Raw genomic sequence first — 26,523 nt, 5'->3', positions numbered from 1 at the left:
CGCTGTGAACATCCCCGTTTCAGTCGACCCGGAGGGGTGCCGCCTCGTCTTCGACGTCGAGCGCGAGCGTCGGGATCGACGCCGTCAGCAGGGTGCCGTCGGCGCGCCGGGTGCCGGTCACCTCGCGCATCGTCGGCGCGCCGACGATGCGGGCGCCGTGGTCGGTCAGGTCCACCCGGACCTCCTCGGGACCCGCGATGTCGACCGGCGTGCCGCGCACGTTGACGTGGGCGCCGTCGCCGTCCTCGACGAGGAACGAGATCGCGTCCTGCTCGACCGTGACGCGCAGCCGCGTGCCGCGGATCGTCAGCCGGAACGTGAGCCGCTCCCACCGCTCGGGCAGGCGCGGGTCGAACGTGAACGCGCCGTCCTGGTCGCGGAACCCGCCGAATCCGAACGCCAGCATGCCCCAGACGCCACCCGTCGACGCGACGTGCACGCCGTCGGCCGTGTTGTGGTGCAGGTCGGCGAGGTCGACGAACAGCGCCGCCCGGAAGTATCGGATCGCGAGCTCGTGGTAGCCGACCTCGGCGGCGATGATCGACTGCACGACCGCCGACAACGTCGAGTCGCCCGTGGTCAGCGGGTCGTAGTACTCGAAGTCGGCGCGCTTCTCCTCGAGGGTGAAGCGGTGGCCCTGCAGGAACAGGGCGAGCACGACGTCGGCCTGCTTCAGCACCTGGAACCGGTAGATGACCAGCGGGTGGTAGTGCAGCAGCAGCGGCCGGAGGTTCTCGGGCGTGTGCTCGAGGTCCCACAGCTCCTTCTCGAGGAACGCGGAGTCCTGGGGGTGCACGCCGAGCTGCGGGTCGAACGGGATGTGCATGTGCGCGCCCGCCCGGCGCCAGCTCGCGACCTCGGCGGGCGTCACGCCGACCCGCTCGACGAGCCGCTGGTACTCCTCGGGCTCGTTGACCTGCAGGTGGTCGACCGCCCGCGCCGCGGCCTCGAGGTTCGCGCGAGCCATGACATTCGTGTACAGGTTGTCGTTCACGACCGTCGTGTACTCGTCGGGCCCGGTCACGCCGTGGATGTGGAAGACGTCGTCGGCGTTCGAGCGCCAGAAGCCCAGGTCCTCCCACATGCGCGCCGTCTCGACGAGGATGTCGATCGCGCCGCGGCCGAGGAAGTCCTCGTCGCCGGTCGCGTTGACGTACTGCATCAGCGCATAGGAGATGTCGGCGTCGATGTGGTACTGCGCGGTGCCGGCGGCGTAGTACGCCGACGACTCGAGGCCGTTGATGGTGCGCCAGGGGAACAGCGCGCCCTTCTGGTTGAGCTCCAGCGCGCGCACGCGCGCGGAGTCGAGCATCTTCTGCCGGAACCGCATCGCGTTGCGAGCCACGATCGGCGCCGTATAAGTGAGGAACGGCATCACGTAGATCTCGGAGTCCCAGAAGTAGTGACCGCCGTAGCCCGACCCCGACACGCCCTTCGCGGCGATGCCGCCGCCGTCGGTGCGGGCGCTCGCCTGCGCGAGCTGGAACAGGTTCCAGCGCACCGCCTGCTGCAGCACCGGCTGGCCGGCGATCTCGACGTCGGAGCGCGCCCAGAAGTCGTCGAGCCAGGTGCGCTGGTCGAGGAACACCTGCTCGACGCCGAGCTCGGCCGCCCGGTCGAGCGTGCGGTCGCAGCGGTCGACGAGCTCGCGAGCCGGCACCGACCGGGCCGTGTGGTAGCTGACGGCCTTCGTGATGCGGATCGGCACGCCGCGCTGCGCCTGCACCTTGTAGATGTGCTTCGCGAGGTCGTCGCCGATGGTGCCGGACTCGGTGAAGGCGTTGTCGGTGACGATCCGGTGCTCGGCGCCGACGGCGAGGGCCATGCTCGAGTTCGTCGTCTGGTAGCCGAGCATGTAGCGGCTGCCCTCGTGGCGGCGCACGCGGGGCTGCAGCACGCGGTCGGCGAACATCTCGGCCTTGCGCGGGTCGAAGATGCTCGACTGCACCTCGGCGACGCCCGAACGGTACTCGTCGCGCCCGTCCTGGCGGTTCAGGATGTGGCTCGAGATGGTGACCGCCGCGTCGGCGTCGAGCAGCTCGACCTCGTAGTCGATGAGCGCGAGGTGCCGGTCGACGAAGCTCGTCATGCGGCGGCTCGTGATGCGCACGCGCTTGCCGGCGGGGGTGCGCCACACGATGATGCGGCTGAGCGCCCCCAGGCGGAAGTCGAGCCGACGCTCGTACGACAGCAGCTCCGCCTCAGTGATGACGAGCGGCTCGTCGTCGACGTACAGCCGGATCACCTTCGCGTCGGGCGCGTTGACGATCGTCTGGCCGACCCTGGCGAACCCGAAGGCCTCCTCGGCGTGCCGGATCGGCCACGTCTCGTGGAACCCGTTCACGAACGTGCCGTGGAGATGGCCGTCGCGACCCTCCTCGACGTTGCCGCGCAGCCCGAGGTACCCGTTGCCGACGGCGAAGAGGGTCTCGGTGCGCCCCTGGTCGTCGTCGCCGAAGTCGGTCTCGACGAGCGCCCACTCGTCGACGGGGAACCGGGTGCGGTTCAGCGGGTCGGTGTCGGCGAACCTCATGCGCGGTCCTCTCGGGTTCGGGTGGGGTCGGATGCCTCGGTGGGTTCGGATGCCCCGGTGGCGGCGGATGCCCCGCTCGCGCGTCCGACGGCGGGGATGAGCTCGTCGAGCTCGTCGACCACGACGTCGGCGCCGAGGTCGAAGAGGGTGTCACGCCCGGCGCCGCGGTCGACGCCGACGACGAGGCCGAAGTCGCCGGTCGATCCGGCGCGTACGCCCGACTCGGCGTCCTCGACGACCGCGCAGGCCGTGGAGTCGAGGCCGAGCAGCACGGCGGCGCGCTCGAACGTGTCGGGCGCCGGCTTGCCGGGGATGCCGTCGCGGGCCGCGACGGCGCCGTCGACGATCACCTCGAAGCGGTCGAGCAGTCCCGCCGCCTCGAGCACGGCCGGCGCGTTCTTCGAGCTCGAGACGACGGCCACGAGGCATCCGGCCGCCTCGATCGCGTCGAGGAACGCGACGCTCGCCGGGTAGGCGGCGACGCCCTCCTCGGCGAGGGTCTCGTTGAAGGCGGCGTTCTTGCGGTTGCCCAGGCCGTGCACCGTCTCGGCGTCCGGGGCATCCGTCACGTCGCCCTCGGGCAGCTCGATGCCGCGGCTCGCGAGCAGCGAGCGCACGCCGTCGTAGCGCGGCTTGCCGTCGATGTACGCGAAGTAGTCGGCCTCGTCGCGGTACGGCGCGGCGCCGTGCGCCTCGAGGAACGGGCGGAACAGGCGGGACCAGGCGTGCATGTGCACCGTCGCCGTCGGCGTGAGGACGCCGTCGAGGTCGAACAGCCAGCCGCGGATCGCGGACAGGTCGACGTCGGTGGGGGCGATGGAGGAGTGGGGCACGGGCGATCCTTCTCTGTTCGTCGCGTGGAGCGTGGTGCGTGTCGCGTCGGTGCGGTGGTCGCGTGGTGCTGGGGTCTGATGCCGCGGGCGCCCGCCCGCGCAGGCGCTCTCGGCGCCCGTCGTTCGATGGTAAAGGCTTTGCCTGAGTGTGGGGAGGGGGTTCGGATGCCTCGAATGGTGTTTGCCGATCCGAGGTGTTAGGCTCGCTGGGCTGGATCGCACCACGGTGCGTCCGGTGGTGAGCGCAAGTGGCGGAATAGGCAGACGCGCACGGTTCAGGTCCGTGTGCCCGAAAGGGCGTGGGGGTTCAACTCCCCCCTTGCGCACCAGGGTGACGAAGGCCCCGATCGATTGATCGGGGCCTTCGTCGTTCTCGCTGCTTCCCAGGCGGGAGCTCCTGCGCGAGGCTGGAGGCCCGACCCGGAGGAGCCATGGCCTACACGCGCGATTCGATCCCCGACCTCGACGGCCGCGTCGCCGTCGTCACCGGGGCCAACGGCGGACTCGGACTCGAGACCGCGAAGGCGTTCGCCGCCAAGGGCGCCGTCGTCGTCATGGCGGTGCGCGACCAGGACAAGGCGGCCGCCGCGGTCGCGCAGATCCGCGCCGAGGCTCCGGATGCCGCGCTCGAGGTCGTCGCGCTCGACCTCGGGTCGCAGGCCTCCGTCCGCCGATCCGCCGACGAGATCGTGGGGCGGCACGGGACGATCGACCTCCTCGTGAACAACGCCGGCGTCATGGCGATGCCCGAGGGGCGCACCGAGGACGGCTTCGAGACGCAGCTCGGCATCGACCACCTCGGGCACTGGACCTTCACCGCGCTCCTGCTCCCGTCGCTGCTCGCGGCCCACGCCGCGCGCGTCGTGACGGTGACCTCGACGGCGCATCACTTCGGTCGGGCGATCGACCTCGACAACCCCTACCGGGAGGGCCGCTACGACGCGTGGCGGGTGTACGGCAACGCGAAGCTCGCGAACTACCACTTCGGGCTCGGACTGCACGAGCGGTTCACGCGTGCGGGCGTGCGGGCGCAGAGCCTCATCGCGCACCCGGGCCTCTCGCACAGCGACCTGCAACTGCGCACGGTCCGCGAAGGCGGCGGCGGGCGGATGGCGCCCTTCTTCGCGCGGGCGGCCGCCTCGACCGGGATGGCGCCGAGCGAGGGCGCGATGCCGCAGGTGCGCGCCGCGACCGATCCCGCAGCGAAGGGCGGGGAGTTCTACGGACCGCGATGGATCAACACCGGGCGCCCGGTGCGGCTTCCGCTGCTGCGCCCCGGCCGGGAGCGGGCGATCGCGAAGCTCTGGGAGTTCTCGGAGCGGGAGACGGGCGTCGCGATCGAGCTCTGAGGGCTGCGGTCCCTGATCACGCGGGGGAACCAGGCTGGAACGGCGCAACCTCGGCTCCGAGGCATCCGGAGCGCTGCGCGATCGGGTATGCCGCTCGCCGGTGCGGAGCGCGCGTCGCACGCGTAGCCTAGAGCGGCGGGTTTCAGTGTCACGGGGCGCACGACCAGGACCTCGGGGGGATCCGCAACCGATGCCGGATGGAGCACGGACCGATGGCGTGGGACGACGAGTTCGATGAGGACGTCGACCCGCGCCCGGCAGGCGCAAGGTCGCGAGCGGCGACCCGCGATGGACACGCGGTGCGGCGCGCCGCCGGCTTCACCGGCCTGGTGGTCGGCGCCGTCGCGGGCATCGTCGCGCTGGCGGTGGGCGCCGTCGTCGCGGTGACGGCCATCGGCACGGCGGTGCGACCCGATGGGTTCGAATCGCTCACGGCCGACGGACCGCACATCGGCCTGCCGCCGAGGACCGCGACGCCGGAGGACACCGAGGCGGCGAGCGGCGAACCCGTCGACGGGGATGCTTCCCTGCCCGTTCCCCTCGACGCGACGGAGGGGGTGCCGTATGAGCCGGGCGTCACCTCCGTCGACGAAGGCTGGATGACTCGCATCGCCGCCGCCACCGGCATCCCCGAGCGTGCACTGTCGGCCTACGCCGCGGCGCACGTCGCGATCGCGATCGAGGACCCGACGTGCGGACTCGACTGGGCCACGATCGCCGCGATCGGCGACATCGAGTCCGACCACGGGCGGCACGGTGATTCGACGCTCGACGCGGCGGGGCGCGCGACGCCGCCGATCGTCGGGCGCGCGCTCGACGGCGACGGCGTCGCGAAGATCCCCGACACCGACGGCGGTGCGCTCGACGGCGACCCCGTGTGGGACCGCGCGGTCGGTCCGATGCAGTTCATCCCCTCGACGTGGGCGCGGTGGGCGGCCGACGCCGACGGCGACGGCTTCGCCGACCCGCACCAGATCGACGACGCCGCGTTGACGACCGCCCGCTACCTCTGCGCGGCGGGATCGATGACGACGTCCGACGGCTGGCGCCGGGCGATCTACTCGTACAACCACGACAACGACTACGTCGCCAAGGTGGCGTCGGTCGCGCACGGGTTCGCGGCGGCGATCCGGTAGCGGGTGCCGGCCGCGCTACGCTGCGGCGGGTACCCCTGACCTCACTCGGACGAGGACGACGATGACCCGCCATGCCCCTGCCTCCATGTACATCGACGCCGACGGCTACCTGACGGCGTCGATCTTCGAGCCGTCGATGGCCACGGCGCCGAGGCGCACTTCGACCGGGAAGCTGTTCTGGGTCGGGTTCGGTGGGTTCGCGGCGGTGCTCGCCGTCATCCTCGCGACGATCTTCGTGCCCGGGCTTCCGGACGAGGTCGCCGGTGCGGTCCTGGCGCTCGGCCTGCTCGCGGCCGTCGTCGGGGTGATCGCCGAGGCGGCGTGGCGAATCCGGGTGATGCGCAGTCGTCAGGCGGTCCCAGTGGATGCGGGTCCGTCGGCCGAGCTGGTGACGGCGGTCCGCACCTGGGCACGCGGCCGGTTCGACGTCGACCTCACCGAGGCGCAGGTGGTCGTGCTGCTCGGCCACGGCCCCGAGATCGACGTCAACACGATCGTGGTCGACGGGCGGGAGGTCATGATCGGGACGCCCGCATCGCGTCGTCCCGACCCGGTGTACTCCCTGATCGCCCTGCCTGCGGGCGTCGAGCTCCGGCATCGATGACGCGGGAGCAGCGGACCAGATGGGAACCGGTTCCCCCGCAGCCTGCTGAGCCGCCTACCCTGTTGCCCATGGCACCCGTTCCGCGGCGCACGGCCGCCCGCCCCATCGACGCCCCGACCCCGCGCCGTGGAGTGCGCGCCTTCGGCATGATCGCCGCGCTCGCGACGGCCTCGATCGCCCTCACGGCGTGCACGTTCGGGGGCGGCGACCAGGGCGGCACCGTCGCCGGAGGCGACTTCGCGGACGACGGCTGCACGAGCGTGGTCGCGGCGACGTCGTCGGAGAAGGTCAACATGCTCGACGCCCTCGCCACGGCGTTCAAGGAGTCGCCGCAGCACGAGGCGCTCGCCGAGTGTGCGACCGTGCACCCGATCAACGTCTCGTCGGGCGACGCGACGCGCTACCTCACCGCGGGCGGCGACTGGCCCGACGACGACCCGCGTCGGTGGCCGACCCTGTGGTCCCCGGCATCGACCGTCTGGACGGAGCGGGTCGCGGCCGCGGCATCCGCCTCGCTCGTCGGCGAGCCGGTCTCGTTCACCCACACCCCCGTCGTCTTCGGCGTGCCCGAGACGATGGCGAAGGCCCTCGGTTGGCCCGATGCGGAGATCGGCATCGCCGACTTCGAGAAGCTGTGCGCCGACCCGGCGGGCTGGGGGAGCGTCGGCAAGCCGATCTGGGGGTCGTTCAAGATCTCGAAGACGAACCCGAACACGTCGACCACGGGCCTGTCGGCGATCCTCATGCAGTCGTACGAGGCATCCGGCAAGACCGACGGCCTCACCGCCGACGACGTCGCGGCGGCGCAGGAGTTCTCGCGGGTGTTCGAGGAGTGCGTCATCCACTACGGCGACACGACCGGCAAGGTGCTGAACACCCTCTACGAGGACACGCAGCACGGGTCGGGCGGATCGGGCTACGTCTCGGCGGTGGCGCTCGAGGAGACGTCGCTCCTGAACTACAACCAGGGCAACCCCGACTCGCACACGGTGCAGCCGGGGGAGACGCTCACGCCGCCGCAGGAGAAGCTCGTCGCGGTGTACCCGTCGGGCGGCTCGATGTGGTCGGACAACCCGATCACCGTGCTGGGCGCCGACTGGGTGACGGCCGAGCAGCGCACTGCCGGGCAGGCGTTCATCGACTTCCTCGCGACCGACGAGGCGCAGCGGATCCTGCCCGAGTTCGGCTTCCGACCGCTCGACGACACGGTGCCGCTCGGCGACCTCTTCACCGAGGCGTACGGCGTCGACCCTGCGGGACCCGCGATCACGCTCCCGCGCCCGGGCGTCGACGTCGTCTCTGCGGCGATCGACCAGTGGACGCAGATCCGCAAGCCGTCGTCGGTGCTCGAGCTCATCGACGTCTCGGGCTCCATGGACGACCCGATCGGCGACGGTCGCACGAAGCTCGACGGCGCGATCGTGGGCGCCCAGGCGACGCTCGGCCACTTCCGGTCGACCGACGAGGTCGGCATGTGGGCGTTCACGACGGGCGTCGAATCCGAGGCCGGGCGGAACCTGCTGCTGCTCCGCGACGTGGCGCCGCTCGGCTCCGATCGCGAGCGGCTCAGCTCGTCGGTCGACGACCTCAGGTACGTCAACCGCCAGGGCACGCCGCTCTACGACGCGATCGCCGTCGCGTACGACGAGATGGTCGCCCGCGCCGAGCCTGGCCGCATCAACGCGATCGTCGTGCTCTCCGACGGGCAGGACGCCGACTCGGAGATGTCGCTCGACTCGCTGATCGCGAAGATCGGCGCGGCGTCGGGCGAGGGCGGCGGCGACGCGCCCGTGCGGATCTTCCCGATCGCGTACGGCGAGGGCGCCGACACCGCGGCGCTGCAGCGCATCGCGGCGGCGACCGGCGGTCAGTGGTTCGACGCCTCGGATGCCGCGAAGATCGACCTCGTGTTCGCCTCCGTCATCAACAACTTCTAGGGGCGCGCGGATGAGGGCCGATGTCGTGGGCACCTGGGTCGGTGCGAGTTCCAGCGCGGGCGACGGGTACGTCGACGGCGCCGCTGCCGCGCTGCAGACCAGCTCCGTGTACGTGTCGCCCGAGGTGGGCGACGCATCGAGCCTGCAGGCCTCGCTGCAGGTGCAGGTCGGGGATGCCTCGATCGGCATCGCGGTCTTCTCGGACAACGCGGCGCTCGAGGCATCCGGACCCGAGATCGTCGCGCAGCTCGCCGAGTCGACGCCCTACGACACGATCATCGTGGCGGTCGGCGACGACCTGTCGGCGGGTTCCCGCGTGCTCGACGCGGGCGAGGCGATGCGGATCGCGAACGAGAACGAGTCGAGCGCCGACGGCGTGGAGCCCGCGCTCGTCGAGACCGTGCAGGAGGTGCAGGCGGCGGCCGGCGCCTCGTCGCCCGGGGGAGGGGCCGCAGCGGCCGGCGCCGACGCCGGGCTGTTCGTCGGGCTGGCCATCGCGGGCGCGGTCGTCGTCGCGGGCGCGGCCGCCGCCGTCGCGGTGATCCGCGCCCGACGCCGCCAGGCCGTGGGCTCGGACCGGCGGGTGCCCGAGCCCATCCGCCGACACGTCGCGAACCTCCGGTCGCTGAGCGGCGCATACGCCCAGGTCGGTGCGAGCGGGAACGCGGTCGCCGCGAGGACCGCCGTCGAGCTCTCGACGATCGCCGTGAACGTCGAGGAGCTGTTCACCCGGCTCGACCAACGCGGCGCCGCGCCGCGGGGGACGGCCGTCGTCGAGGTCGACGCCACGCTGCGCAAGCTCACGGCGGCCGTCGACCGGGACTACCTGCTCGACATCCTCACCCACCCGCACCTCTGGGACGACCCCGAGGAACGCGTGCGCGAGGTGGAGGACGCGGTGACGGAGGTGTCGGCGGAACTCGTGCGGAACATCAAGCAGGTGAACGCCCGGCGCGGCCTCCAGTTCCAGGTCTCGCTCGACGGGCTCATCGGGCGGCGCAAGGAGCTGCAGGAATGGGAGCGCGCGTTCGAGCGCGCGGCCGACGACGGGAACGGGGCGCCCGGCTCCGCGGGGTAACGGGCGGCGCCTACGGGTGCGACGTGTCCGGCGCGTGCTCCTCGCCCCAGGCGCGCAGCGCGTCGATGACGGTGCGCAGGGTCTCGCCGTAGGGCGTGAGGCGGTACTCGACGCGCGGCGGCACCTCGGGGTACACGGTGCGCTCGACGATGCCCTGGGCCTCCATGGTGCGCAGGCGGTCGGTGAGCGTCTTCGGGCTGACGCCCGGCAGCGCCGACTGCAGCTGCCCGAACCGACGTGTGCCCTCGAGCAGCTCGCGCAGCACGAGCAGGGTCCACTTGCCGTCGAGCACGCGCACCGCCCGCTCGATCGGGCATCCCGGAGCACCCATCCGCCCGCCTCACTTCCGTTTCGGAAACTATCTTGCCCGAAAGTGCCTACTTCACAAAGGGAACTTTTGCCGGAACCATGGGCGAGTCGAGAAAGGACACCCCATGCGAACCCTCGTTCTGCGCATCACCCTCGCCGTCGCCGCCGTCTTCCAGGTGGCACTCGCGGCCGGCTTCCTCTTCGCCCCCGCCGACTTCGCCGGACTCCTCGGGCTGCCGCCCGCGGCCGGCTGGGCGCCCTGGATCTTCGCCATGTTCAGCGCGCGCGCCCTCGCGCTGGCCTACGGTTCGGTGCTCGCGTTCCTGCGCCCCGAGCGGTACCGGTCGTGGATCATCGCCATGATCGGCGTGCAGGCCATCGACTGGCTGGCGACCGTGGCGTTCATCACCGCGGGCACGATCACGGTGCAGCAGGCGTCGACCGCCGCGTTCATGCCGATCCTGTTCATCGCCGGGCTCGTCATCGGGTTCCCGCGCGGGCGGGACGCGCGGGACGGGCAGGCCTCGCGCGGCGCGGATGGCGCGGATGGCGCGCACGACGTCGCGCACGAGGCATCCGACGCCGACGCAGACGCCACCGTCGCGGCCTGACGCGGGCGACCGGTCGGGATGCCTCGGGCTCGGGATGCCTCGCCCGAGGCATCCCGAGCGACGTCACGTCGGTGTCAGGCGCGCAGGTCCGTGTTGGACTGCTCCGGCGTCGCGATCGTGATGACCTCGTCGGCGCGGTCGGACTCCATCGCCTCCTCGGCGGCCTTCAACTCCTCGGGGGTGAGGCGCAGGCGCTGCGCCTTCGACGGGCGGATCGCCGGGACATCCCCGACGATCGGCACGGCGGCGCGGTAGTTCGGGAAGCCGTAGCGCGCCCAGAGGCCGATCATCGTGGTGAGCCGGTTGCGCGCGCCGAGGAGGCTCGCGATGTGCACGAACAGCCAGACCGCCCACGCCGGGTGCGAGGTGAGGCCGATCGTGCGGCGGAAGCCGGGCACCTTCTGCAGGAATGGCAGGGCGTGGAGCACCGGCAGGTTGGCGAGGCCCGGCACCTCGCCGACGGCGGAGCGCCGGCCGATCACGGCCAACTGGCCCTTGTCGTGGTACTCGAAGCGCTCGGTCGGCTCGCCGGCCAGCAGCCGGATGATCTGCCGGCCGATGTGGGCGCCGCCCTGGATCGCGGGCTGCGCGAGCTGCGGCAGGTCTTGCGGGGCGGCCGCGACGTCGCCGGCGGCGAAGATGCCGGGCAGGCCCTCGACCTGGAGGTCCTCGCCGACCTTGATGCGGTCGTGCTCGTCGAGCGGGAGGCACCAGTAGCGCACCTCCTCGTGCGGGGCGACGCCGGTCGCCCAGATCGTGAGGTCGGAGGCGAGCTTCGTGCCGTCGGTGAGCGTCACGCCGTCGGCGTGCACCTCGGCGACGCCGGCGCCCGTGCGCAGCTCGACGCCGCGACGGTGGAGCTGCTTCGCCGCGTAGGTGCGCAGCCGCGGCATGAAGGGCTTCAGCACGTCGGCACCGCGCTGCACGATCGTGATGCCGAAGGCGTCGCCCTTCAGCTCGGGGTACGCGGGCTCGAGCCCCTGCTCGCGCAGCTCGGCCAGGGCGCCGGCCATCTCGACGCCCGTCGCGCCGCCGCCGACGATGACGACCTCGAGGCCCGAGGTGCGGCCCGGCTGCTGCGTCGCCTTCTCGAGGCGGGTGAAGAGGGTGTCGCGGATGCGGATCGCCTGCGACCGCGAGTACACGGCGAACGCGTGCTCCTTCGCGCCGGGGGTGCCGAAGTAGGTCGTGGTGACGCCGTTGGCGAGCACGAGGTAGTCGTAGGAGAGCTGCTGCCCGTCGAGCATGCGGACGGTGCGGCCCTCGACGTCGATCTCCATCAGGTGCTCGTGCAGGATGTCGAGGTTCGGCTGCTTCGCGCGGAGGCTGCGGAGGAAGTGGGTCACGTCGCCCGGGTTCAGGCCGCCCGTCGCCACCTGGTACAGCAGCGGCTGGAACGTGTTGTACACCCGGCGGTCGACGAGCGTCACGCGGACAGGTGCCTTCGCGAGCGCCTCGGCCGCGTTCACGCCGGCGAAGCCGCCGCCGATGATCACGACGTGGGGAAGGGCCGATGCAGGAGTCGGTGCGGTCGTCACGTATATCGAGGCTACCCCGCCTTTTCGATGGGGTTAGCGGCTCGACGTCACCTTGGTGCGCATTGCCAGCTGCAGGCCGCCCTCGACGGGCTCCGCCTCGAGCGCGACCTCGACCGATTCGAGCGCGGCGACCCCGTCGACGTGGGTGCCGCCGCACGGGATCGTGACGTGCCGGCCGTCGACGTCGCACGCCCAGGTGCGGCGCGCCGAGAGGGCCTCGTCGTCGCGTTCGATGCGGACCGCGCCGCCGGCGGCGATCCAGCCCGCGAGCAGCTCGTTCGCCCGGGCCGCGACGGCGGCGACCGCGTCGGGTTCGGTCAGGGTCGCGGCGTCGAACCCCTTCCGGCGGAGCGACTTGCCGATGCGGTACACGTCGACCGAGCCGTGCGGCTCGATGCGGGAGCTCTGGATCGCGAGCGAGTCGAAGGCCGGGTGGCCGAGCGCGTCGGTGGGTGCGGGCTTGGTCCACGCGTCGGCGAGGGCCGCGTCGAGGGCGAGCGCGGCGAGGTGGCAGGCGGTGTGCCCGGCCGACAGGGCGGCGCGGTACGCGGCGTCGACCTCGACCCGCACCTCGTCACCGACCGCGGGCGCGTCGCCGTCGACGACGTGCGCGACGACGAAGGTCCAGTCGGGCGTGCCGGTGCGCACGGGCAGGTCGGCGCCGAGCGCGAGGACCCCGTCGTGGATGCCGCCGGTCAGGCCGTCGACGATCGGGAACGCGCCCGCGCCGGCGTGGAGCGCACCGCGGTCGGCGGGCTGGTCGGGCCAGGCGGTGTCGACCGGGTGGAAGGCGGTGCGGTCGAGCAGCACCGCCGAGCGCCCGTCGCCGAGCGGCTCGACGTGCAGCACGACACCGGTCGAGGTGGTGTCGCCGTCGGGGTAGGTGACGAGGGTGTCGGCGTGGGGGAGGGGCATCCCCCGATGGTACGTCGGGACCCGGGGACCCGGAGGTCAGCCGGCGAGCCCCTCCACGACCTGCGCGCCCGGCAGCGCCGCGAGCACGCGCCCGGGCAGCGCCAGCTTCGCCGCGCGGATGCCGGCGCCGACGATCGCGTCGGGCACCTCGACGACCCGAGCGTCGATGAGCAGGTCGAAGCCCTCGGGCAGGCCGATCGGCGTGATGCCGCCGTACTCCATGCCCGTGAGCTCGACCGCCTCGGCCATGGGCGCGAAGCTCGCGCGACGTGCGTCGAGCAGTCGCCGGATCGTGCCGTTCACGTCGGCCCTGGTCGTGGCGAGCACCACGCACGCGGCGTAGCGCACGGCATCGCCGCGCTTGCCGGCGACCACGATGCAGTTCGCGGATGCCTCGGGCGCGACGCCGTAGGCCTCGCAGAACGCGGCCGTGTCGGCGAGGCCGCCGTCGATCGGGGCGACGCGGATCGCGCCGGAGAGCTCCGGGTCGAGCGCGTCGAGCGCCGTGCGCACCGGCGCGGCGACGAGGTCGGGGCGGGAGAGGGCGGGCACGAGGTCGAGCGTCGGCATGATGCTCCGACGATAGCGGGACGCCCCCTCAGGGCTCGGCGGTCGCCGCCGGGTCGCGTCGCACCGCCGCCGCGCCCTCGCCGCTCGCGGCCCAGCTGGCCAGGAGCTTCAGCGCGTCGGCCGACGGCGAGCCCGGCTCGGCCGTGTAGGTCGCCAACTGCAGGCCGGGGTCGGCGGGCAGTTCGAACGCCTCGTAGACGAGCTCGAGGTCGCCGACCACGGGGTGGTGCAGGCGCTTCACGCCGGAGCGGTGGTACCGCACGTCGTGGGCCGCCCAGAGCGTGCGGAACCGGTCGGAGCGGGTCGAGAGCTCGCCGACCAGGTCGGTCAGGCGCTTGTCGTACGGGTTGCGGCCCGCCTCCCCGCGCATGGTGGCCACGAGCTCGCGGGTCACCTGGTCCCAGTCCGGGTAGAACTCGCGCGCGGCAGGGTTCAGGAAGGAGAACCGGGCGCTGTTCGGATGCGGCTCGGCGAACACCGGCGCGTAGAGCGCGCGGCCGAGCGCGTTCGCCGCCCGGTAGTCGAAGTAGCTGTCGCGGACGATCGCGGGCGCCTCGGTGATCGCATCGAGGATCCGCTGGATGCTCGGTCGCACCGACCCGGCCGCCCGGCGCGGCCGGCGCGCGACGGGGGAGGCGTTCGCCGTGCGCGCGAGGTCGAACAGATGCGCCGTCTCGGCCTCGTCGAGCTGCAGCGCGCGGGCGAGCGCGTCGAGCACGGTGTCGGATGCCCCGGACAGGTCGCCGCGCTCGAGGCGGGTGTAGTAGTCGACGCTGACGCCCGCGAGGAGGGCGACCTCCTCGCGCCGGAGGCCGGGCACGCGGCGGTTGCCGCCGTAGGCGGGCAGTCCCGCCCGGTCGGGCGTGAGCCGTGCGCGCCTGGTGGAGAGGAACTCGCGCACCTCGCTGCGATGGTCCATGCGATCGACGGTACGCCGCCGCCCGGCGCGCCGGGAGGGTCTGGCAGTACCGGGCAGCGCCGCCGCCCCGCGCTGACTGCGCCCTCTTCCGGGCCGCGACCTGGCCCCACGCCAGGATTGACGGGGTGCGAGCCGCGCGTCCCCGAGCGCCTGCGGCAGCGGCCCGGTCGGCGTAACGTCCGAGACGTGGAGCCGGATGCCTCCGCTGCACGCATCGCCGAGTTGCAGCGACTCGTGTTCGGTCGACCCGACGGGCACCTGACGCCCGAGGCCGACGAACTCGCCGCGCTGCTCGCGAGGCAGTCGAAGCCGGCGGATGTCCCGAGCGGGACGCCGGTCGACCGCGATCGGGTCGAGGCATCCGACTTCGGAGGGGGTTCCGGTGCGCCGGAGGTCGCCGATGCACCCGGGGCATCCGACGCGCCCGAGGCATCCGAACCCGAAGCACGCCGCCGGCCGCGTGGGCGGCTCGCGGTCGCGCTCGTCGCGGCCGTCGTGGTCGCGGGCGGGGCGCTGCTCGTGCCCGTGCTCACCGAGACGTCGACCGCCGACTCGGCACTCGCGGTACTGCAGTCGCCGCGGCACACGGGGGAGCTCGTGCCCGTCGGCCTGCCGGAGGACGCGGCGAGCTCGGCGCGCTTCATGGACACGACGCTCGGGTTCCGGTTCTGGCTCGCTCGCACCCAGGGCGGCGACTTCTGCCTCGTGGCGCAGCGGGAGAACTGGGCGGGCATCGGCACCGCCTGCACCGACCCCGAGCAGTTCCGCACGAGCGGCCTCACCATCGGGGTGCGGTCGCGCTCGATCCTCGCGGCCGTGCGCCCGGCGGGCGTCGCCGACGAGGGCGGTGTCACCTTCACGCTGTCGCCGCGTGCGACCGAGGTGACCTGGTCGCCGGCGAGCGGCGAGGACCTCGCGCACGTGACGATGCTGCGGCCCGAGCGCCGCACCGAGACCGTGATGGTGTGGGTCGGGGAGGACGACTGAGGGTCAGTCGCCGGCGGGTGCGGGGCCGGCCGACTCCCGCCAGATGATGCGGGAGAGGGGCCCGGCGTCGGCGGGCTGGGCCTCGTCGCGCAGCGACGCGATGAGTCGCAGCATCGCGGTGCGGCCGAGCAGCTCCAGGTCGACCTCGACCGTCGTCAGCGCCGGGGTGAGGAACCGGCCGATCGGGTCGTCGTCCCAGCCGGTGATGCTGAGGTCGCGCGGGGCATCCCAGCCGCGCTCGCGCGCGCCGCGGAGGGCGCCGACCGCGACGAGGTCGTTCGCCGCGATTATCGCGGTCGGGCGACGGGCCGGATCCTCGGGGAGGGCGTGGATCGCGGCGAGCCCCGACTCGCCCGTCCACTCGCCGTCGTGGACGCCGACCGACTCGAGGCCGAGGCGGGCGACCGTGTCGAGGTACGCCTGCTTGCGTGCGCGCGCCGAGGCGAACTCGCGGCTCCCGGCGATATGGAAGAAGCGTCGGTGGCCGAGCGCGGCCAGTCGTTCGACGAGGTCGACGAGGGGCGAGGCGTCCGTGAGCTCGCCGATGCTGCGCATCTGGTCGTCGAACTCCGCCGCGACGACCACGGCGGCGCCGTCGGCGAAGCGCTGCTCCTCGCTGCGCGCGACCGGGGAGAACGACAGGATGCCCTCGACCTGGCCGGAGTCGGCGAGCTCGACGATGCGGGCGGCCCTGGCCTCGGCGCCGCCGGGCACGCTCAGGACGTCGATGGAGTACCCGGCGCCGTGCGCCGCGTCGCTCGCGCCGGACAGCATGCGCGCGGGGTTGTGCTCGAGTTCCGGCACGAGCACGGCCAGGCGTCCGGTGCGCTTCGTACGCATCGAGCGGGCGACGAGGTTCGGTCGGTAGCCGAGCTCGCGGATCGCGTCGTCCAGCCGGCGCTTCGTGTCGGGTTTCACCCCGGAGTTGAAGCGGATGTACCTCGACACCGTCTGGTGGGAGACGCCGGCGTGTCGCGCGACCTCCATGATGGTGGGTCGTCGCTCGCCCTGGCCGGCTTCCGTCATGCCCTGAGCCTTTCATCGTCATCGGTTCGGAGACCATGTTGACATAAATGGTGATCGTTCACTATCGTCGGCTGCACGCCAAGAGTGAACGATCACTATTTGTGATCATCCGCTCTTCGTCACCGATCCGAAGGAGCATCCGTGTCGACCCGCATCCCGCCTCGCCGCCACCCGCGGCCGCCCGAGGCGTGCCCCCGAGAAGGGGCATGCCGATGAGTGCGATCAACGAACTCCGCCACCTCAAGGGCTCGTCCGCCTCGACGGCGACGACCAAGCGCGACGGCAAGGCGGCGCTGATCTTCCTCGCGCCGTGGTTCATCGGCCTGTTCTTCGTGACCGCGGGCCCGATGCTCGCGTCGCTCTACCTGAGCTTCACGAAGTACAACCTGCTGCAGCCGCCCGTGTTCAACGGACTCGACAACATCACGCGCATGTTCACCGACGAGCGCCTGCACAAGTCGCTCGGCGTGACCTTCACCTACGTGCTGGTCTCGGTGCCGCTGCAGCTCGCCCTCGCGCTCGGGCTCGCGGTGCTCCTCGACCGCGGCGTGCGCGGGCTCTCGTTCTACCGCTCCATCTACTACCTGCCGTCGCTCATCGGCGGCAGCGTCGCGATCGCGGTGCTCTGGCGGACCGTGTTCGGCACCGACGGCCTCTTCAACGTCGCGCTCAGCTGGTTCGGTATCGAGGGCAAGGGCTGGATCTCCGACCCCGACACCGCCCTGTGGACCCTGATCCTGCTCAACGTGTGGACGTTCGGCGCACCGATGGTGATCTTCCTCGCCGGACTCCGGCAGATCCCCGCCTCCTACTACGAGGCGGCCAGCGTCGACGGGGCGTCGAAGTGGCGGCAGTTCTGGGGCATCACGGTGCCGCTGCTCAGCCCGATCATCTTCTTCAACCTGGTGCTGCAGATCATCCACTCGTTCCAGTCGTTCACGCAGGCGTTCGTCGTCTCAGGCGGCACCGGCGGGCCGGCGGACTCGACCCTCGTGTTCTCGCTCTACCTGTACCAACGCGGATTCGGCGCGTTCGACATGGGCTACGCCGCGTCGCTCGCCTGGCTGCTGGTGCTGATCATCGGCGCCTTCACCGCGATCAACTTCTGGGCCTCGAAGTACTGGGTGTTCTACGATGACTGACCTGCTCAACCGCCGTGACGAGACGGCGACCTCCGCGATCCTCGCCGCACCGACCCGCGCCACACGGGCCCAGGCCGGCCGGTCCAGCCGGGTCTTCAGCCCGCTCCGGAGCGTGTTCAAGCACGTCGTGCTCATCGCCGGCGCGCTGCTCATGCTCTACCCGGTGCTCTGGATGGTCGTGAGCTCGCTCCGGCCGAACGACGAGATCTTCACCGACCCGAGCATCATCCTGCGCGACTTCCACGTCGAGAACTACGTCAACGGGTGGAACGCGTTCGCGCAGCCCTTCGGGCACTACCTGATCAACTCGGCCCTGGTCGTGATCGGATGCATCCTCGGCAACCTCGTGGCCTGCTCGATGGCGGCGTACGCGTTCGCCAGGCTCGAGTTCCGCGGCAAGAAGTGGTGGTTCGCGGTCATGCTCGTGACGATCATGCTGCCGATCCACGTGATCATCGTGCCGCAGTACATCATGTTCGCCCAGCTGGGCTGGGTGAACACGTACCTGCCGCTGATCCTGCCGAAGGTGCTCGCTACCGACGCGTTCTTCATCTTCCTGATGGTGCAGTTCATCCGGGGCATCCCGCGCGAACTCGACGAGGCGGCCCGCATCGACGGCGCCGGGCACGGCCGCATCTTCACGCAGATCGTGCTGCCGCTCATGGTGCCGGCGCTCGGCACCACGACGATCTTCACCTTCATCTGGGTGTGGAACGACTTCTTCAGCCAGCTGATCTACCTGACCAAGCCCGAGAAGTACACGACCCCGCTCGCGCTGCGCGCGTTCGTCGACCAGCAGGCCGCGACCGACTGGGGCGCCGTCTTCGCGATGAGCGTCGTGTCGCTGCTTCCCGTGTTCATCGTCTTCCTCCTCGGCCAGCGCTTCCTGATCCAGGGAATCGCGACCACCGGAGGCAAGTAGCCCCGCCGGGGCATCCGCACCCGCACTACCAGCCATCACCCGCACCGACCCGATCCAACCCAACCCACCTCACGACTAAGGAGCATCACCATGAGGCACCCCCTCGCGCGGAAGGCCGGCATCGGCGCCGCCCTCGCCGCCACCGCCGCCCTCACCCTCGCCGGCTGCTCGGGCAGCCCCGCCGCGAGCGGTCCCGAGCTCAGCGACGAGCCCGTGACCCTCAGCATCACATGGTGGGGCGGCGACGCCCGCGCCGAGCAGACCCAGGCCGCGATCGACGCGTTCGAGGAAGAGTATCCGAACATCACCGTCGAGCCGCAGTACGCCGACTGGAACGGCTACTGGGACCAGCTCGCCACGGCGGCCGCGGCCGGCGAGGCGCCCGACGTCATCCAGATGGACGAGCTGTACCTCGCCTCGTACGGCGCTCGCGGCGCGCTCGCCGACTTCGGCGGGCTCGAGGTCGACACAGCCCAGATCCCCGACGACGCGCTCGCGACCGGGCAGGTCGCCGGTACCCAGTACGCGCTGCCGATCGGCGTCGCCTCGTACGCCATCGTCGCGAACGCCGACCTGTTCGCCCAGTACGGTGTCGAACTGCCCGATGACGACACCTGGACGTGGGACGATTACGCCGATCTCGCCGTCGAGCTGACCCAGAAGGGCGGCGGCGCGATCACCGGTTCCGCCCAGATCGCCGGGTTCGACACGAGCAGCCTGAAGTACTGGGCCCGTTCCGCCGGCGAGGAGGTCTTCGACGAGGACGACCAGGTCGCCGTCTCGCCCGAGACGATCGCCGACATGTGGCAGTACGAGCTCGACCTCATCGCGGCGGGCGGCATGCAGGACCCGGCCGCGATCGTCGAGAGCCAGACCGCTGGTATCTCGGGCGGCGCGATCGCGACGAGCAAGGTCGCCCTCGGCACTGCGCACAACACGCAGATCACCGCGCTGGCGTCGGCCAGCGGCGCCGACCTGCGCCTGCTGAAGCTCCCGGAGCCGGAGGGCATCCACCCGAACTTCTTCAAGCCGTCGATGTACTGGTCGGTGTCGGGCCGGTCGGAGCACCCCGCCGAGGCGGCGCTGCTCGTCGACTTCCTCTTGAACAGCGAGGAGGCCGCCGACGTGATCGGCACCGAGCGCGGCATCCCGGCGAACGAGGCGATCCGCGAACACCTCGCCGGCAGCCTCTCCGAGACCGACGCGCTCGCCGTCGAGTACCAGGAGCGCGTGACTCCGGGCCCGGCCCCGCTGGTCACGCCGAACGGCGCGAGCGGTATCGAGGGCATCCTCCAGCGGTACTCGCAGGAGGTCCTCTCCGGCCAGACGAAGCCCCTCGACGCGGCGAAGGCGTTCATCGCCGAGCTGCAGGCCGAGATCGACGCAGCCGCCTAGGCCGCGTCTCCACAGACCATCCGAGGGGGTCGTCTCCCGGCGGCCCCCTCGGATGTCCAACCGCACCGAATCGAAGGAGCCCATCACCATGCCCGCGAAGACTCCGCCGTTCCGGGTCGCCATCATCGGCACCGGCGGCATCGCGCACGCCCACGCCCAGGCCCTCGCCGAGCTCGGAGACCGGGTCGCGCTCGTCGCCGTCGCCGACGTGGACGGTGAGCGCGCCCGGGCCTTCGCCGACGAGTTCGGCGGCACGGCCACCGTGCACGAGGACGCCGCCGAGCTGCTCGCCGCCGTGCCGGGGCTCGACCTCGTGCACATCTGCACCCCGCCGCAGACGCACGCCCCGCTCGCCATCCAGGCCATGCGCGCCGGGGTGCCGGCGCTCGTGGAGAAGCCGACGGTGCTGAGCCTCGCCGAGATGGACGAGCTCGTGCGGGTGAACGCGGAGACCGGCGTGCCGGTGCTGACCGTGTTCCAGCACCGGTTCGGTCCCGCGGCGCTCCGGCTCCAGCGCCTCGCCGCATCGGGCGCGCTCGGCCGCCCGCTGGTCGCGACCTGCGAGACCCTCTGGTTCCGGCCCGACGAGTACTTCGACGTGCCGTGGCGCGGTCGATGGGAGATCGAGGGCGGCGGCCCGACCATGGGCCACGGCATCCACCAGTTCGACCTGCTGCTCGCCGTGCTCGGGCCGTGGGCGCGGGTGAGCGCATTCGCGGCCCGCCAGTCGCGGCCGACCGACACCGAGGACGTCTCGATCGCGCTCGCGCAGTTCGAGAACGGCGCGCTCGCTACCGTGGTCAACTCCGTCGTCTCGCCGCGGGAGACCTCGCGCCTGCGGTTCGACTACGAGCACGCGAGCGTCGAGGTCGAGCACCTCTACGGCTACGCCGATGACGACTGGACCTTCACGCCGGCGCCGGGCCACGAGGAGCTCGCCGAGCTCTGGGCGGCCGACCTCGAGCCCGAGGTGACGAGCGGGCACCGCGTGCAGATCGCCGCGATCCTCGACGCGTTCGAGGCCGGTGCGGAACCGCCGGTGTCGATCGGCGACGCGCGGCGCACGCTCGAGTTCGCCGCCGCGACCTACGCCTCCGCGTTCCGCGGCGCGCCAGTCGCGGCCGGCGAAATCGACGGCGACGACCCGTTCACGCGAAGCATGGACGGCGGCGCCGTGCCGTGGGAGCGCGTGAAGGAGGTCGTGGCATGAGCGCCGCCGGCCAGCGCATCGATCGGGGCCGCACGCTCGGCGCCCGGCACGACCTGGGCATGTCCCTCACCGCCCTCGACGGCGAGACCGAGCTGTTCCGGTACACCTACGTGCCCGACAGCCCGCAGCTCGAGTCGCCGAAGCCGTACCTGCACCCGCTGCGCACGCGCGCCGGGCACGTCGTCAGCCTGTTCCGCCCGCACGACCACGTCTGGCACAAGGGCATCGCCTGGTCGCTGCCGGTCGTCGAGGACGAGAACTTCTGGGGCGGCCCGACCTATGTGCACGGGCGGTTCTACGTGCAGCTCGACAACGACGGCGAGCAGGCCCACCGCGGCATCGACCGGGTGTCGGCCGACGACGGCGCCGTCGCATTCGCCCACCGGCTGGAGTGGGTCACCCAGGCCGGCGAGCTCCTCTTCACCGAGCGCAGGGCGCTCCGCGCCGAGATCGTGTCGGACGACGCGTGGGCGCTCACCGTCGAGACCGCGATGACGAACGTGTCGGGGCGGGACATCCCGATCGGCTCGCCGACGACTCGCGGCCGGGAGAACGCCGGCTACGGCGGCCTATTCTGGCGCGGCCCACGCTCGTTCACCGGAGGCCGGCTCGTCACGTCGTCGGGCACGGGGTCGGGCGACGACGTCCGCGGAGGCCGTCACGAGTGGATGGCCTTCGAGGGCCGGCACGACCACGTCGACGCCACCTCGCTCGTGCTCATGGTCGACCACCACGAGAACCCGCAGCACCCGCCGCAGTGGTTCGCCCGCGACGCTGAGTTCGCCTGCCTCAACCCCGCACCCTTCTTCAGCGAGGAGCTGGTGGTCGCGCCGGGGGAGACGGCGCGGTTCCGCTACGGCGTCGGCATCGCCGACGGCGACGCCGGTGACGCGCCCTCGCTCGCCGAGGCAGTGCGCGGCGTCCTCGCGTCGTACGCGGCGGACGACGGGGATGATGCGGATGCCTCGAGCGACGCGGATGCCTCGAGCGGTGCACTGATCGGGGCTCGCGTGTGACCCGACCCGCCTCGACCTTCCCCGGAGGCACGTCGGTGACGTGGCTCGATGTCTACGACGACGCCGCGCCCGACGGCCTCGTGGGCGGAAGCCCGCACCTGCACCTGGCGTCGACCGAGTGCTACGTCGTGGTGGGCGGGGCGGGGGAGCTGCACACGCTCGACCCGTCGGGCGCCGGGGTCACCGCCCTGGCGCCCGGCGTGGTCGTGTGGTTCACGCCCGGCACGATCCACCGGGCCGTGAACCTCGACGGCCTGCAGGTGCTGGTGATCATGGGCAACGCGGGCCTGCCCGAGGCGGGGGACGCCGTCATGACCTTCCCCGCCGACGTGGTCGCCGACGCCGAGCGGTACGGCGCGGCGGCGACCCTGCCTGCCGCCGACGGCAGCGAGGCATCCGTCCTCGCCCGATCCGAGGCGGCGCGTCGTCGTCGCGACCTCGCGGTGACCGGCTACCTGCCGATCCGCGACGCCCTTGCCCGCGGCGACGACCGACCGCTGCGCGAGTTCCAGGCGGCGGCCGCCGCCCTCGTCGCCGGTCGGGCGCCCGCCTGGTCGGAGCTCGTCGCCGCAGGCCCGCTCGCGCAGGCCGAGCGGAGCGCGGCGATCACCGCCGACCTGGCTCGGGGCATCCACGCGCACCTCGCCGATGCTCACGTCGAGCAGGCGGACGCGCCGACGGGAGAGCGGGGGTTCGGGATGTGCGGGCGCCTGCGCGCGTACGACGTGTCGGCGCGGGGCTGACGCGCTGCGCGGGGTCAGCCCGCGACGAGCGGCCCGAGGTCGAGCGTCGAGGTGCGGTCGGCGCACACGGGGATCGATGCCGCGACGACGACGCCCGGGCCGGCGCCGTCGGACGTGATCGCGGCGCGGAGCGCGGTCGACGTGGCGGCGGGACATCCCCACGCCCCCGGCTGCGACCCGTGCAGCGCCGAGACCGCGATGCCGCCGCCGGCCGCGAGGAGGACGCTGTCGGAGATCGGGCCATCGGCCAGTGCGGGCCCGCCGAGCTGGGTGCCCGACGCGTCGAGGGCGACGAGTCCGGGCCACCCGAAGAGGGAGCAGTCGGAGCCCGACACGTTCGTGAACACGAGGTCGGCGAAGAAGCTGCCCGCGCCCGAGTCCTGCGGGCGGGCGATGTACGCGAGGGAGAGCTGCTCGTCGACGCAGCGCGGGGCCGGCGCGGGCTCGTCCGGCGCGGGCTCCGGCGCGACCGGAGCCGGCGGCGCCTGCACGGCGTCGGCCGCCGGGGCGTTCGTCGCCGGGTTGGTCGGGCGCGGGGTCGGGGTCGGCGGCTTCGCCGTCGCGCGGACGGTCGCCGACGGCGTCGGCTCGGTCTCGGCGACGGATGCCGTGGATGCGCACCCCGCCAGGAGGAGGCACGCCGCCGCCACGAGGGCGGCACCGCCGAATCCGGCCTTCGTCATCGAACGCTCCCCATCTCCGCGCCCCGGCACGGTCGCGCCCAACGTATCGCCGCGGGGACGGCCGGTGCGAGAGGGACAGCACTGAGTTCGGCGGCCGGTAGGTTCACGGTATGACGACCCCCACCGATCCCGGCTGGCTGCGCCCGCTCGGCGACACCGGCATCACCGTCTCGGCGCTCACGCTCGGCGGCAGCCCGCTCGGCAGCATGCCGTGGCTCTACGGCGCCGAGGTGCCCGAACGCCGCGCCATCGACCTCGTGCGCCGCGTACTCGACAGCCCGGTGCGCACGATCGACACGTCGAACGGGTACTCCGACGGCGAGAGCGAACGCCGCATCGGCGCCGCGCTCGCCGAGGCGGGCGGCAAGCCCGACGATGTCGTCGTCATCACCAAGGTCGACCCGAAGGGCGGCGACTACTCGGGCGAGCGCGTGCGGCAGTCGGTGCGGGAGAGCAAGGAACGGCTCGGGCTCGACACCCTGCCGCTCGTGCACCTGCACGACCCCGAGAACTTCGCGTTCGAGGAGATGACGGCCCCGGGTGGCGCCGTCGACGCGCTCGTCGAGCTGCGCGAGCGCGGCGAGGTCGGCCGGATCGGGCTGGCCGGCGGCCCCATCCCCGAGATGCGCCGGTACTTCGCGCTCGGCGTGTTCGACGCGGTGCTCGTGCACAACCGGTGGACGCTGGTCGACCGCAGCGCCGGGCCGCTCATCGCCGAGGCGCAGGCCGCGGGCGTGCCGGTGATCAACGCCGCCGTGCACGGCAGTGGCATCCTGGCCGACCCGGTCAACGTCACCCGCTACGCGTACGCGCCGGCCAACGAGGGCGTGCTCGCCGCCGTCGCCGCGATGCACGCCGCATGCGTGCGTCACGGCGTCGACCTCGCGGCGGCCGCCCTGCAGTTCTCCCTGCGCGACCCGGGCATCGCGACGACGGTCGTCGGGATGAGCCGGCCCGAGCGGCTCGACGAGACGCTGGTCGCGGCATCCGCCCGGCTTCCCGAGGACCTGTGGGCCGAACTCGAGGCGCTCGTGCCCGAGCCGCGCTGGTGGCTGGAGCCGCCGACCGACTGAGCCGTAGCCGCCGCCGTCGCCTCAGTCGGCGCAGTCGCCGCCTCAGCCGCCGTCGCGTTCGACGTGGCCCGGCCGTCGGTCGTGCGTCGACGAGTCCCCGCCGGGTTGCACGAGCGCGCCGACCTCCTCGGCCGCGAACGTCGCGATGACCCCGGTGTCGGTGCGCTCGTCGGCCTCGCCACCGGCCGCGCTCGCGGCCCCGCCTGCCGCCGCGGCGCGTTCGTCGGCCGCCTCCTGCAGGGCCGACTTCGCCCGCAGCGGCGGCGTGCGGAAGAACAGCGTGAGCACGAACGCGATCAGCACCACGATGAGGGCGACCCGGTAGACCGCGACCGCCGACTCGGTGAAGCCGACCAGGAACGGCTTGGTGAGCCGCGGGTCGGCGCCGGTGAGGAACGACGTGTCGTCGAGCGCATCCCCGCCGACCGACGATTCCGCCGAGCCCGAGCCGTCGAACGCGGACTCGATCTCGGGCAGCACCTGGTCGACGACCTGCGCGCGCTGGTCGTCGTCGGACAGGTCGACCTGCGGCGGGAGCTGCGCGATGATCGGCTCCACGATGGGCGAGTAGATCGTGGCCATGATCTGCTCGTTCTCGGGAGCCGTCGCCACCGCCGGATCGAGCGCCGCGTCGAGGGCATCGCCCAGCGTCGCTTCATCCGACAGCGAGCCCGTGATGTTCTGCGGCATGACCGTGAAGAGGAGCGACAGCAGCACGGCCGTGCCGAGCGTGCCGCCGATCTGGCGGAAGAACGTCGACGCGCTCGTCGCCACGCCCATGTCGCGCAGCCCCACCGAGTTCTGGCTCGCGATCGTGAGGGTCTGCATGAGCTGGCCGAGGCCGAGTCCGATGAGCACCATCGCGCCCGCCATGAACCAGTACGACGAGTCGTACTGGAGGAACGTCAGCGTGAGGAAGCCGCCCGACAGGAACAGAGTTCCGAGGATCGGGAACATCCGGTACCGGCCGGTGCGCGCGATGATCTGGCCGCTGCCGATCGAGGCGACCATCATGCCCAGGATCATGGGCAGCATCTGCAGCCCGCTCTCGGTCGGCGTCGCGCCGAACACGAGCTGGAGGAACAGCGGGATCGTCATCATCGCGCCGAACATGCCGAAGCCGACGAACACGCCGATGACGGTCGCCATCGAGAAGGTCGACGACCGGAACAGCTTCAGCGGGATGAGCGCGTCGTCGCCCATGCGCGACTCCACGATGACGAAGGCGAGCAGGCCCAGCCCGCCGACGACGTAGCAGGCCATCGCGATCGGGCTCGTCCAGCCCCAGTCGCGGCCCTCCTCGGCGACCAGCAGGAGCGGCACCAGGCCGACGATGACGAACGTCGCGCCCCACCAGTCGATCCGCACCCGGTCGTGGTCGTGTCTCGGCAGGTGCAGGAAGCGGATGACGACGCCCAGCGCGAGGATGCCGATCGGCACGTTGATGAGGAACACCCAGCGCCAGCCGGCGATGCCGAGGATCTCCTCGGCGCCGGCGAAGAGGCCGCCGACGAGCGGGCCGATGAGGCTCGAGATGCCGAACACGGCGAGGAAGTAGCCCTGGTACTTCGCGCGCTCGCGCGGGGCGAGCATGTCGCCCATGATCGCCAGCGGCATCGACATGAGGCCGCCGGCGCCGAGGCCCTGGATGGCGCGGAACGCCGCCAGCTCGAGCATCGACGTCGAGAACGACGCGAGCAGCGATCCGACGATGAAGATCACGATCGCCGCGATGAACAGCGGCCGCCGGCCCCAGATGTCGGAGAGCTTGCCGTAGATCGGCGTCGAGATCGTCGAGACGATCAGGTACGCCGTCGTCACCCACGCCTGCTGGCTCAACCCGTGCAGGTCGTCGCCGATGGTGCGGATGGCGGTGCCGACGACGGTCTGGTCGAGCGCCGAGAGGAACATGCCCGCCATCAGGCCGAAGATCACGAAGAGGATCTGCCGATGGCTCATGAGCGGCGTGGACGCCGGTGCGGAGTTCGCCATGG

The 26,523-nt window shown here is 72.2% G+C and carries 24 protein-coding genes and 1 tRNA gene; 15 read left to right on the top strand and 10 right to left on the bottom strand.

Features of this window, described 5'->3' with window-relative positions:
- Positions 1–19: 19 nt before the first annotated feature.
- Positions 20–2,533, bottom strand: a complete 2,514-nt coding sequence (locus ACGGZK_RS03645) for a glycoside hydrolase family 65 protein (RefSeq protein WP_395244911.1) — start codon at positions 2,531–2,533, stop codon at positions 20–22.
- Positions 2,530–3,366: an HAD family hydrolase gene (locus ACGGZK_RS03640; RefSeq protein ID WP_395244910.1), complete on the bottom strand. Its 837-nt coding sequence runs from the start codon at positions 3,364–3,366 to the stop codon at positions 2,530–2,532. Before ACGGZK_RS03640 ends, ACGGZK_RS03645 begins: the two co-directional genes overlap by 4 nt.
- A gap of 242 nt (positions 3,367–3,608) precedes the next feature.
- On the opposite strand from ACGGZK_RS03640, the gene ACGGZK_RS03635 reads away from it, so the two are divergent.
- From ACGGZK_RS03635 to ACGGZK_RS03610, 6 genes are all read left to right on the top strand, one after another.
- A tRNA-Leu gene (locus tag ACGGZK_RS03635) sits at positions 3,609–3,695 on the top strand.
- A gap of 102 nt (positions 3,696–3,797) precedes the next feature.
- A complete protein-coding gene (locus tag ACGGZK_RS03630; RefSeq protein ID WP_395244909.1) occupies positions 3,798–4,715 on the top strand; it encodes an oxidoreductase in 918 nt (305 codons plus the stop codon).
- A gap of 197 nt (positions 4,716–4,912) precedes the next feature.
- Positions 4,913–5,851 (top strand): lytic transglycosylase domain-containing protein, encoded by a 939-nt coding sequence (locus ACGGZK_RS03625; RefSeq protein ID WP_395244908.1) that lies wholly within the window; start codon positions 4,913–4,915, stop codon positions 5,849–5,851.
- Positions 5,852–5,912: 61 nt separating this feature from the next.
- Positions 5,913–6,455 (top strand): hypothetical protein, encoded by a 543-nt coding sequence (locus ACGGZK_RS03620; RefSeq protein ID WP_395244907.1) that lies wholly within the window; start codon positions 5,913–5,915, stop codon positions 6,453–6,455.
- Between the two features lie 68 nt (positions 6,456–6,523).
- Positions 6,524–8,392 (top strand): substrate-binding domain-containing protein, encoded by a 1,869-nt coding sequence (locus tag ACGGZK_RS03615; RefSeq protein WP_395244906.1) that lies wholly within the window; start codon positions 6,524–6,526, stop codon positions 8,390–8,392.
- A gap of 10 nt (positions 8,393–8,402) precedes the next feature.
- Complete coding sequence (locus ACGGZK_RS03610) at positions 8,403–9,470, top strand: hypothetical protein (protein WP_395244905.1); 1,068 nt, start codon at positions 8,403–8,405, stop codon at positions 9,468–9,470.
- A gap of 10 nt (positions 9,471–9,480) precedes the next feature.
- On the opposite strand, the gene ACGGZK_RS03605 is transcribed toward ACGGZK_RS03610, so the two are convergent.
- The gene (locus tag ACGGZK_RS03605; protein ID WP_395244904.1) at positions 9,481–9,801 is read right to left on the bottom strand and encodes a winged helix-turn-helix transcriptional regulator; all 321 of its coding nucleotides are present in this window, start codon (positions 9,799–9,801) and stop codon (positions 9,481–9,483) included.
- A 103-nt stretch (positions 9,802–9,904) separates the two neighbouring features.
- Here ACGGZK_RS03605 and ACGGZK_RS03600 point away from each other — a divergent pair, with 103 nt between their 5' ends.
- The gene (locus ACGGZK_RS03600) at positions 9,905–10,390 is read left to right on the top strand and encodes a hypothetical protein (protein ID WP_395244903.1); all 486 of its coding nucleotides are present in this window, start codon (positions 9,905–9,907) and stop codon (positions 10,388–10,390) included.
- Between the two features lie 74 nt (positions 10,391–10,464).
- Here ACGGZK_RS03600 and ACGGZK_RS03595 read toward each other — a convergent pair whose 3' ends face one another.
- Genes ACGGZK_RS03595 through ACGGZK_RS03580 form a run of 4 tightly spaced genes read right to left on the bottom strand, consistent with a single transcriptional unit; the run spans position 10,465 to position 14,332 of the window.
- Complete coding sequence (locus ACGGZK_RS03595) at positions 10,465–11,928, bottom strand: NAD(P)/FAD-dependent oxidoreductase (RefSeq protein WP_395244902.1); 1,464 nt, start codon at positions 11,926–11,928, stop codon at positions 10,465–10,467.
- A 33-nt stretch (positions 11,929–11,961) separates the two neighbouring features.
- On the bottom strand, positions 11,962–12,843 hold the full coding sequence (locus tag ACGGZK_RS03590; protein WP_395244901.1) for a metal-dependent hydrolase: 882 nt from the start codon (positions 12,841–12,843) through the stop codon (positions 11,962–11,964).
- Between the two features lie 36 nt (positions 12,844–12,879).
- Positions 12,880–13,413 (bottom strand): YbaK/EbsC family protein, encoded by a 534-nt coding sequence (locus ACGGZK_RS03585; RefSeq protein WP_395244900.1) that lies wholly within the window; start codon positions 13,411–13,413, stop codon positions 12,880–12,882.
- A 28-nt stretch (positions 13,414–13,441) separates the two neighbouring features.
- A complete protein-coding gene (locus ACGGZK_RS03580; RefSeq protein ID WP_395244899.1) occupies positions 13,442–14,332 on the bottom strand; it encodes a helix-turn-helix domain-containing protein in 891 nt (296 codons plus the stop codon).
- A gap of 186 nt (positions 14,333–14,518) precedes the next feature.
- Here ACGGZK_RS03580 and ACGGZK_RS03575 point away from each other — a divergent pair, with 186 nt between their 5' ends.
- Positions 14,519–15,319, top strand: coding sequence for a hypothetical protein (locus ACGGZK_RS03575; protein ID WP_395244898.1), 801 nt, complete (start codon positions 14,519–14,521; stop codon positions 15,317–15,319).
- Positions 15,320–15,322: 3 nt separating this feature from the next.
- On the opposite strand, the gene ACGGZK_RS03570 is transcribed toward ACGGZK_RS03575, so the two are convergent.
- Complete coding sequence (locus ACGGZK_RS03570; protein WP_395244897.1) at positions 15,323–16,345, bottom strand: LacI family DNA-binding transcriptional regulator; 1,023 nt, start codon at positions 16,343–16,345, stop codon at positions 15,323–15,325.
- 212 nt (positions 16,346–16,557) lie between these two features.
- Here ACGGZK_RS03570 and ACGGZK_RS03565 point away from each other — a divergent pair, with 212 nt between their 5' ends.
- The 6 genes from ACGGZK_RS03565 (at position 16,558) to ACGGZK_RS03540 (ending at position 22,773) form a co-directional block, all read left to right on the top strand.
- Positions 16,558–17,487: a carbohydrate ABC transporter permease gene (locus tag ACGGZK_RS03565; RefSeq protein WP_395244896.1), complete on the top strand. Its 930-nt coding sequence runs from the start codon at positions 16,558–16,560 to the stop codon at positions 17,485–17,487.
- Complete coding sequence (locus ACGGZK_RS03560) at positions 17,480–18,409, top strand: carbohydrate ABC transporter permease (RefSeq protein ID WP_395244895.1); 930 nt, start codon at positions 17,480–17,482, stop codon at positions 18,407–18,409. The genes ACGGZK_RS03565 and ACGGZK_RS03560 overlap by 8 nt, the downstream gene beginning before the upstream one ends.
- 90 nt (positions 18,410–18,499) lie before the next feature.
- Positions 18,500–19,804 (top strand): ABC transporter substrate-binding protein, encoded by a 1,305-nt coding sequence (locus ACGGZK_RS03555; protein ID WP_395244894.1) that lies wholly within the window; start codon positions 18,500–18,502, stop codon positions 19,802–19,804.
- Positions 19,805–19,892: 88 nt separating this feature from the next.
- The gene (locus ACGGZK_RS03550) at positions 19,893–21,014 is read left to right on the top strand and encodes a Gfo/Idh/MocA family protein (protein WP_395244893.1); all 1,122 of its coding nucleotides are present in this window, start codon (positions 19,893–19,895) and stop codon (positions 21,012–21,014) included.
- The gene (locus ACGGZK_RS03545) at positions 21,011–22,030 is read left to right on the top strand and encodes a PmoA family protein (protein ID WP_395244892.1); all 1,020 of its coding nucleotides are present in this window, start codon (positions 21,011–21,013) and stop codon (positions 22,028–22,030) included. Before ACGGZK_RS03550 ends, ACGGZK_RS03545 begins: the two co-directional genes overlap by 4 nt.
- Positions 22,027–22,773 (top strand): cupin domain-containing protein, encoded by a 747-nt coding sequence (locus tag ACGGZK_RS03540; protein WP_395244891.1) that lies wholly within the window; start codon positions 22,027–22,029, stop codon positions 22,771–22,773. The genes ACGGZK_RS03545 and ACGGZK_RS03540 overlap by 4 nt, the downstream gene beginning before the upstream one ends.
- 14 nt (positions 22,774–22,787) lie before the next feature.
- On the opposite strand, the gene ACGGZK_RS03535 is transcribed toward ACGGZK_RS03540, so the two are convergent.
- On the bottom strand, positions 22,788–23,456 hold the full coding sequence (locus ACGGZK_RS03535; RefSeq protein ID WP_395244890.1) for a DUF4232 domain-containing protein: 669 nt from the start codon (positions 23,454–23,456) through the stop codon (positions 22,788–22,790).
- Positions 23,457–23,566: 110 nt separating this feature from the next.
- Between ACGGZK_RS03535 and ACGGZK_RS03530 the strand changes: the two genes are divergently transcribed.
- Positions 23,567–24,529: an aldo/keto reductase gene (locus tag ACGGZK_RS03530; protein WP_395244889.1), complete on the top strand. Its 963-nt coding sequence runs from the start codon at positions 23,567–23,569 to the stop codon at positions 24,527–24,529.
- Positions 24,530–24,571: 42 nt separating this feature from the next.
- Here ACGGZK_RS03530 and ACGGZK_RS03525 read toward each other — a convergent pair whose 3' ends face one another.
- Positions 24,572–26,521, bottom strand: coding sequence for an MDR family MFS transporter (locus ACGGZK_RS03525; protein ID WP_395244888.1), 1,950 nt, complete (start codon positions 26,519–26,521; stop codon positions 24,572–24,574).
- Between the last annotated feature and the right edge of the window lie 2 nt (positions 26,522–26,523).

It is taken from the genome of Agromyces sp. MMS24-K17 (assembly GCF_043950245.1).
GTDB lineage: Bacteria > Actinomycetota > Actinomycetes > Actinomycetales > Microbacteriaceae > Agromyces.
This window is presented reverse-complemented; position numbering and strand designations above follow the sequence as displayed.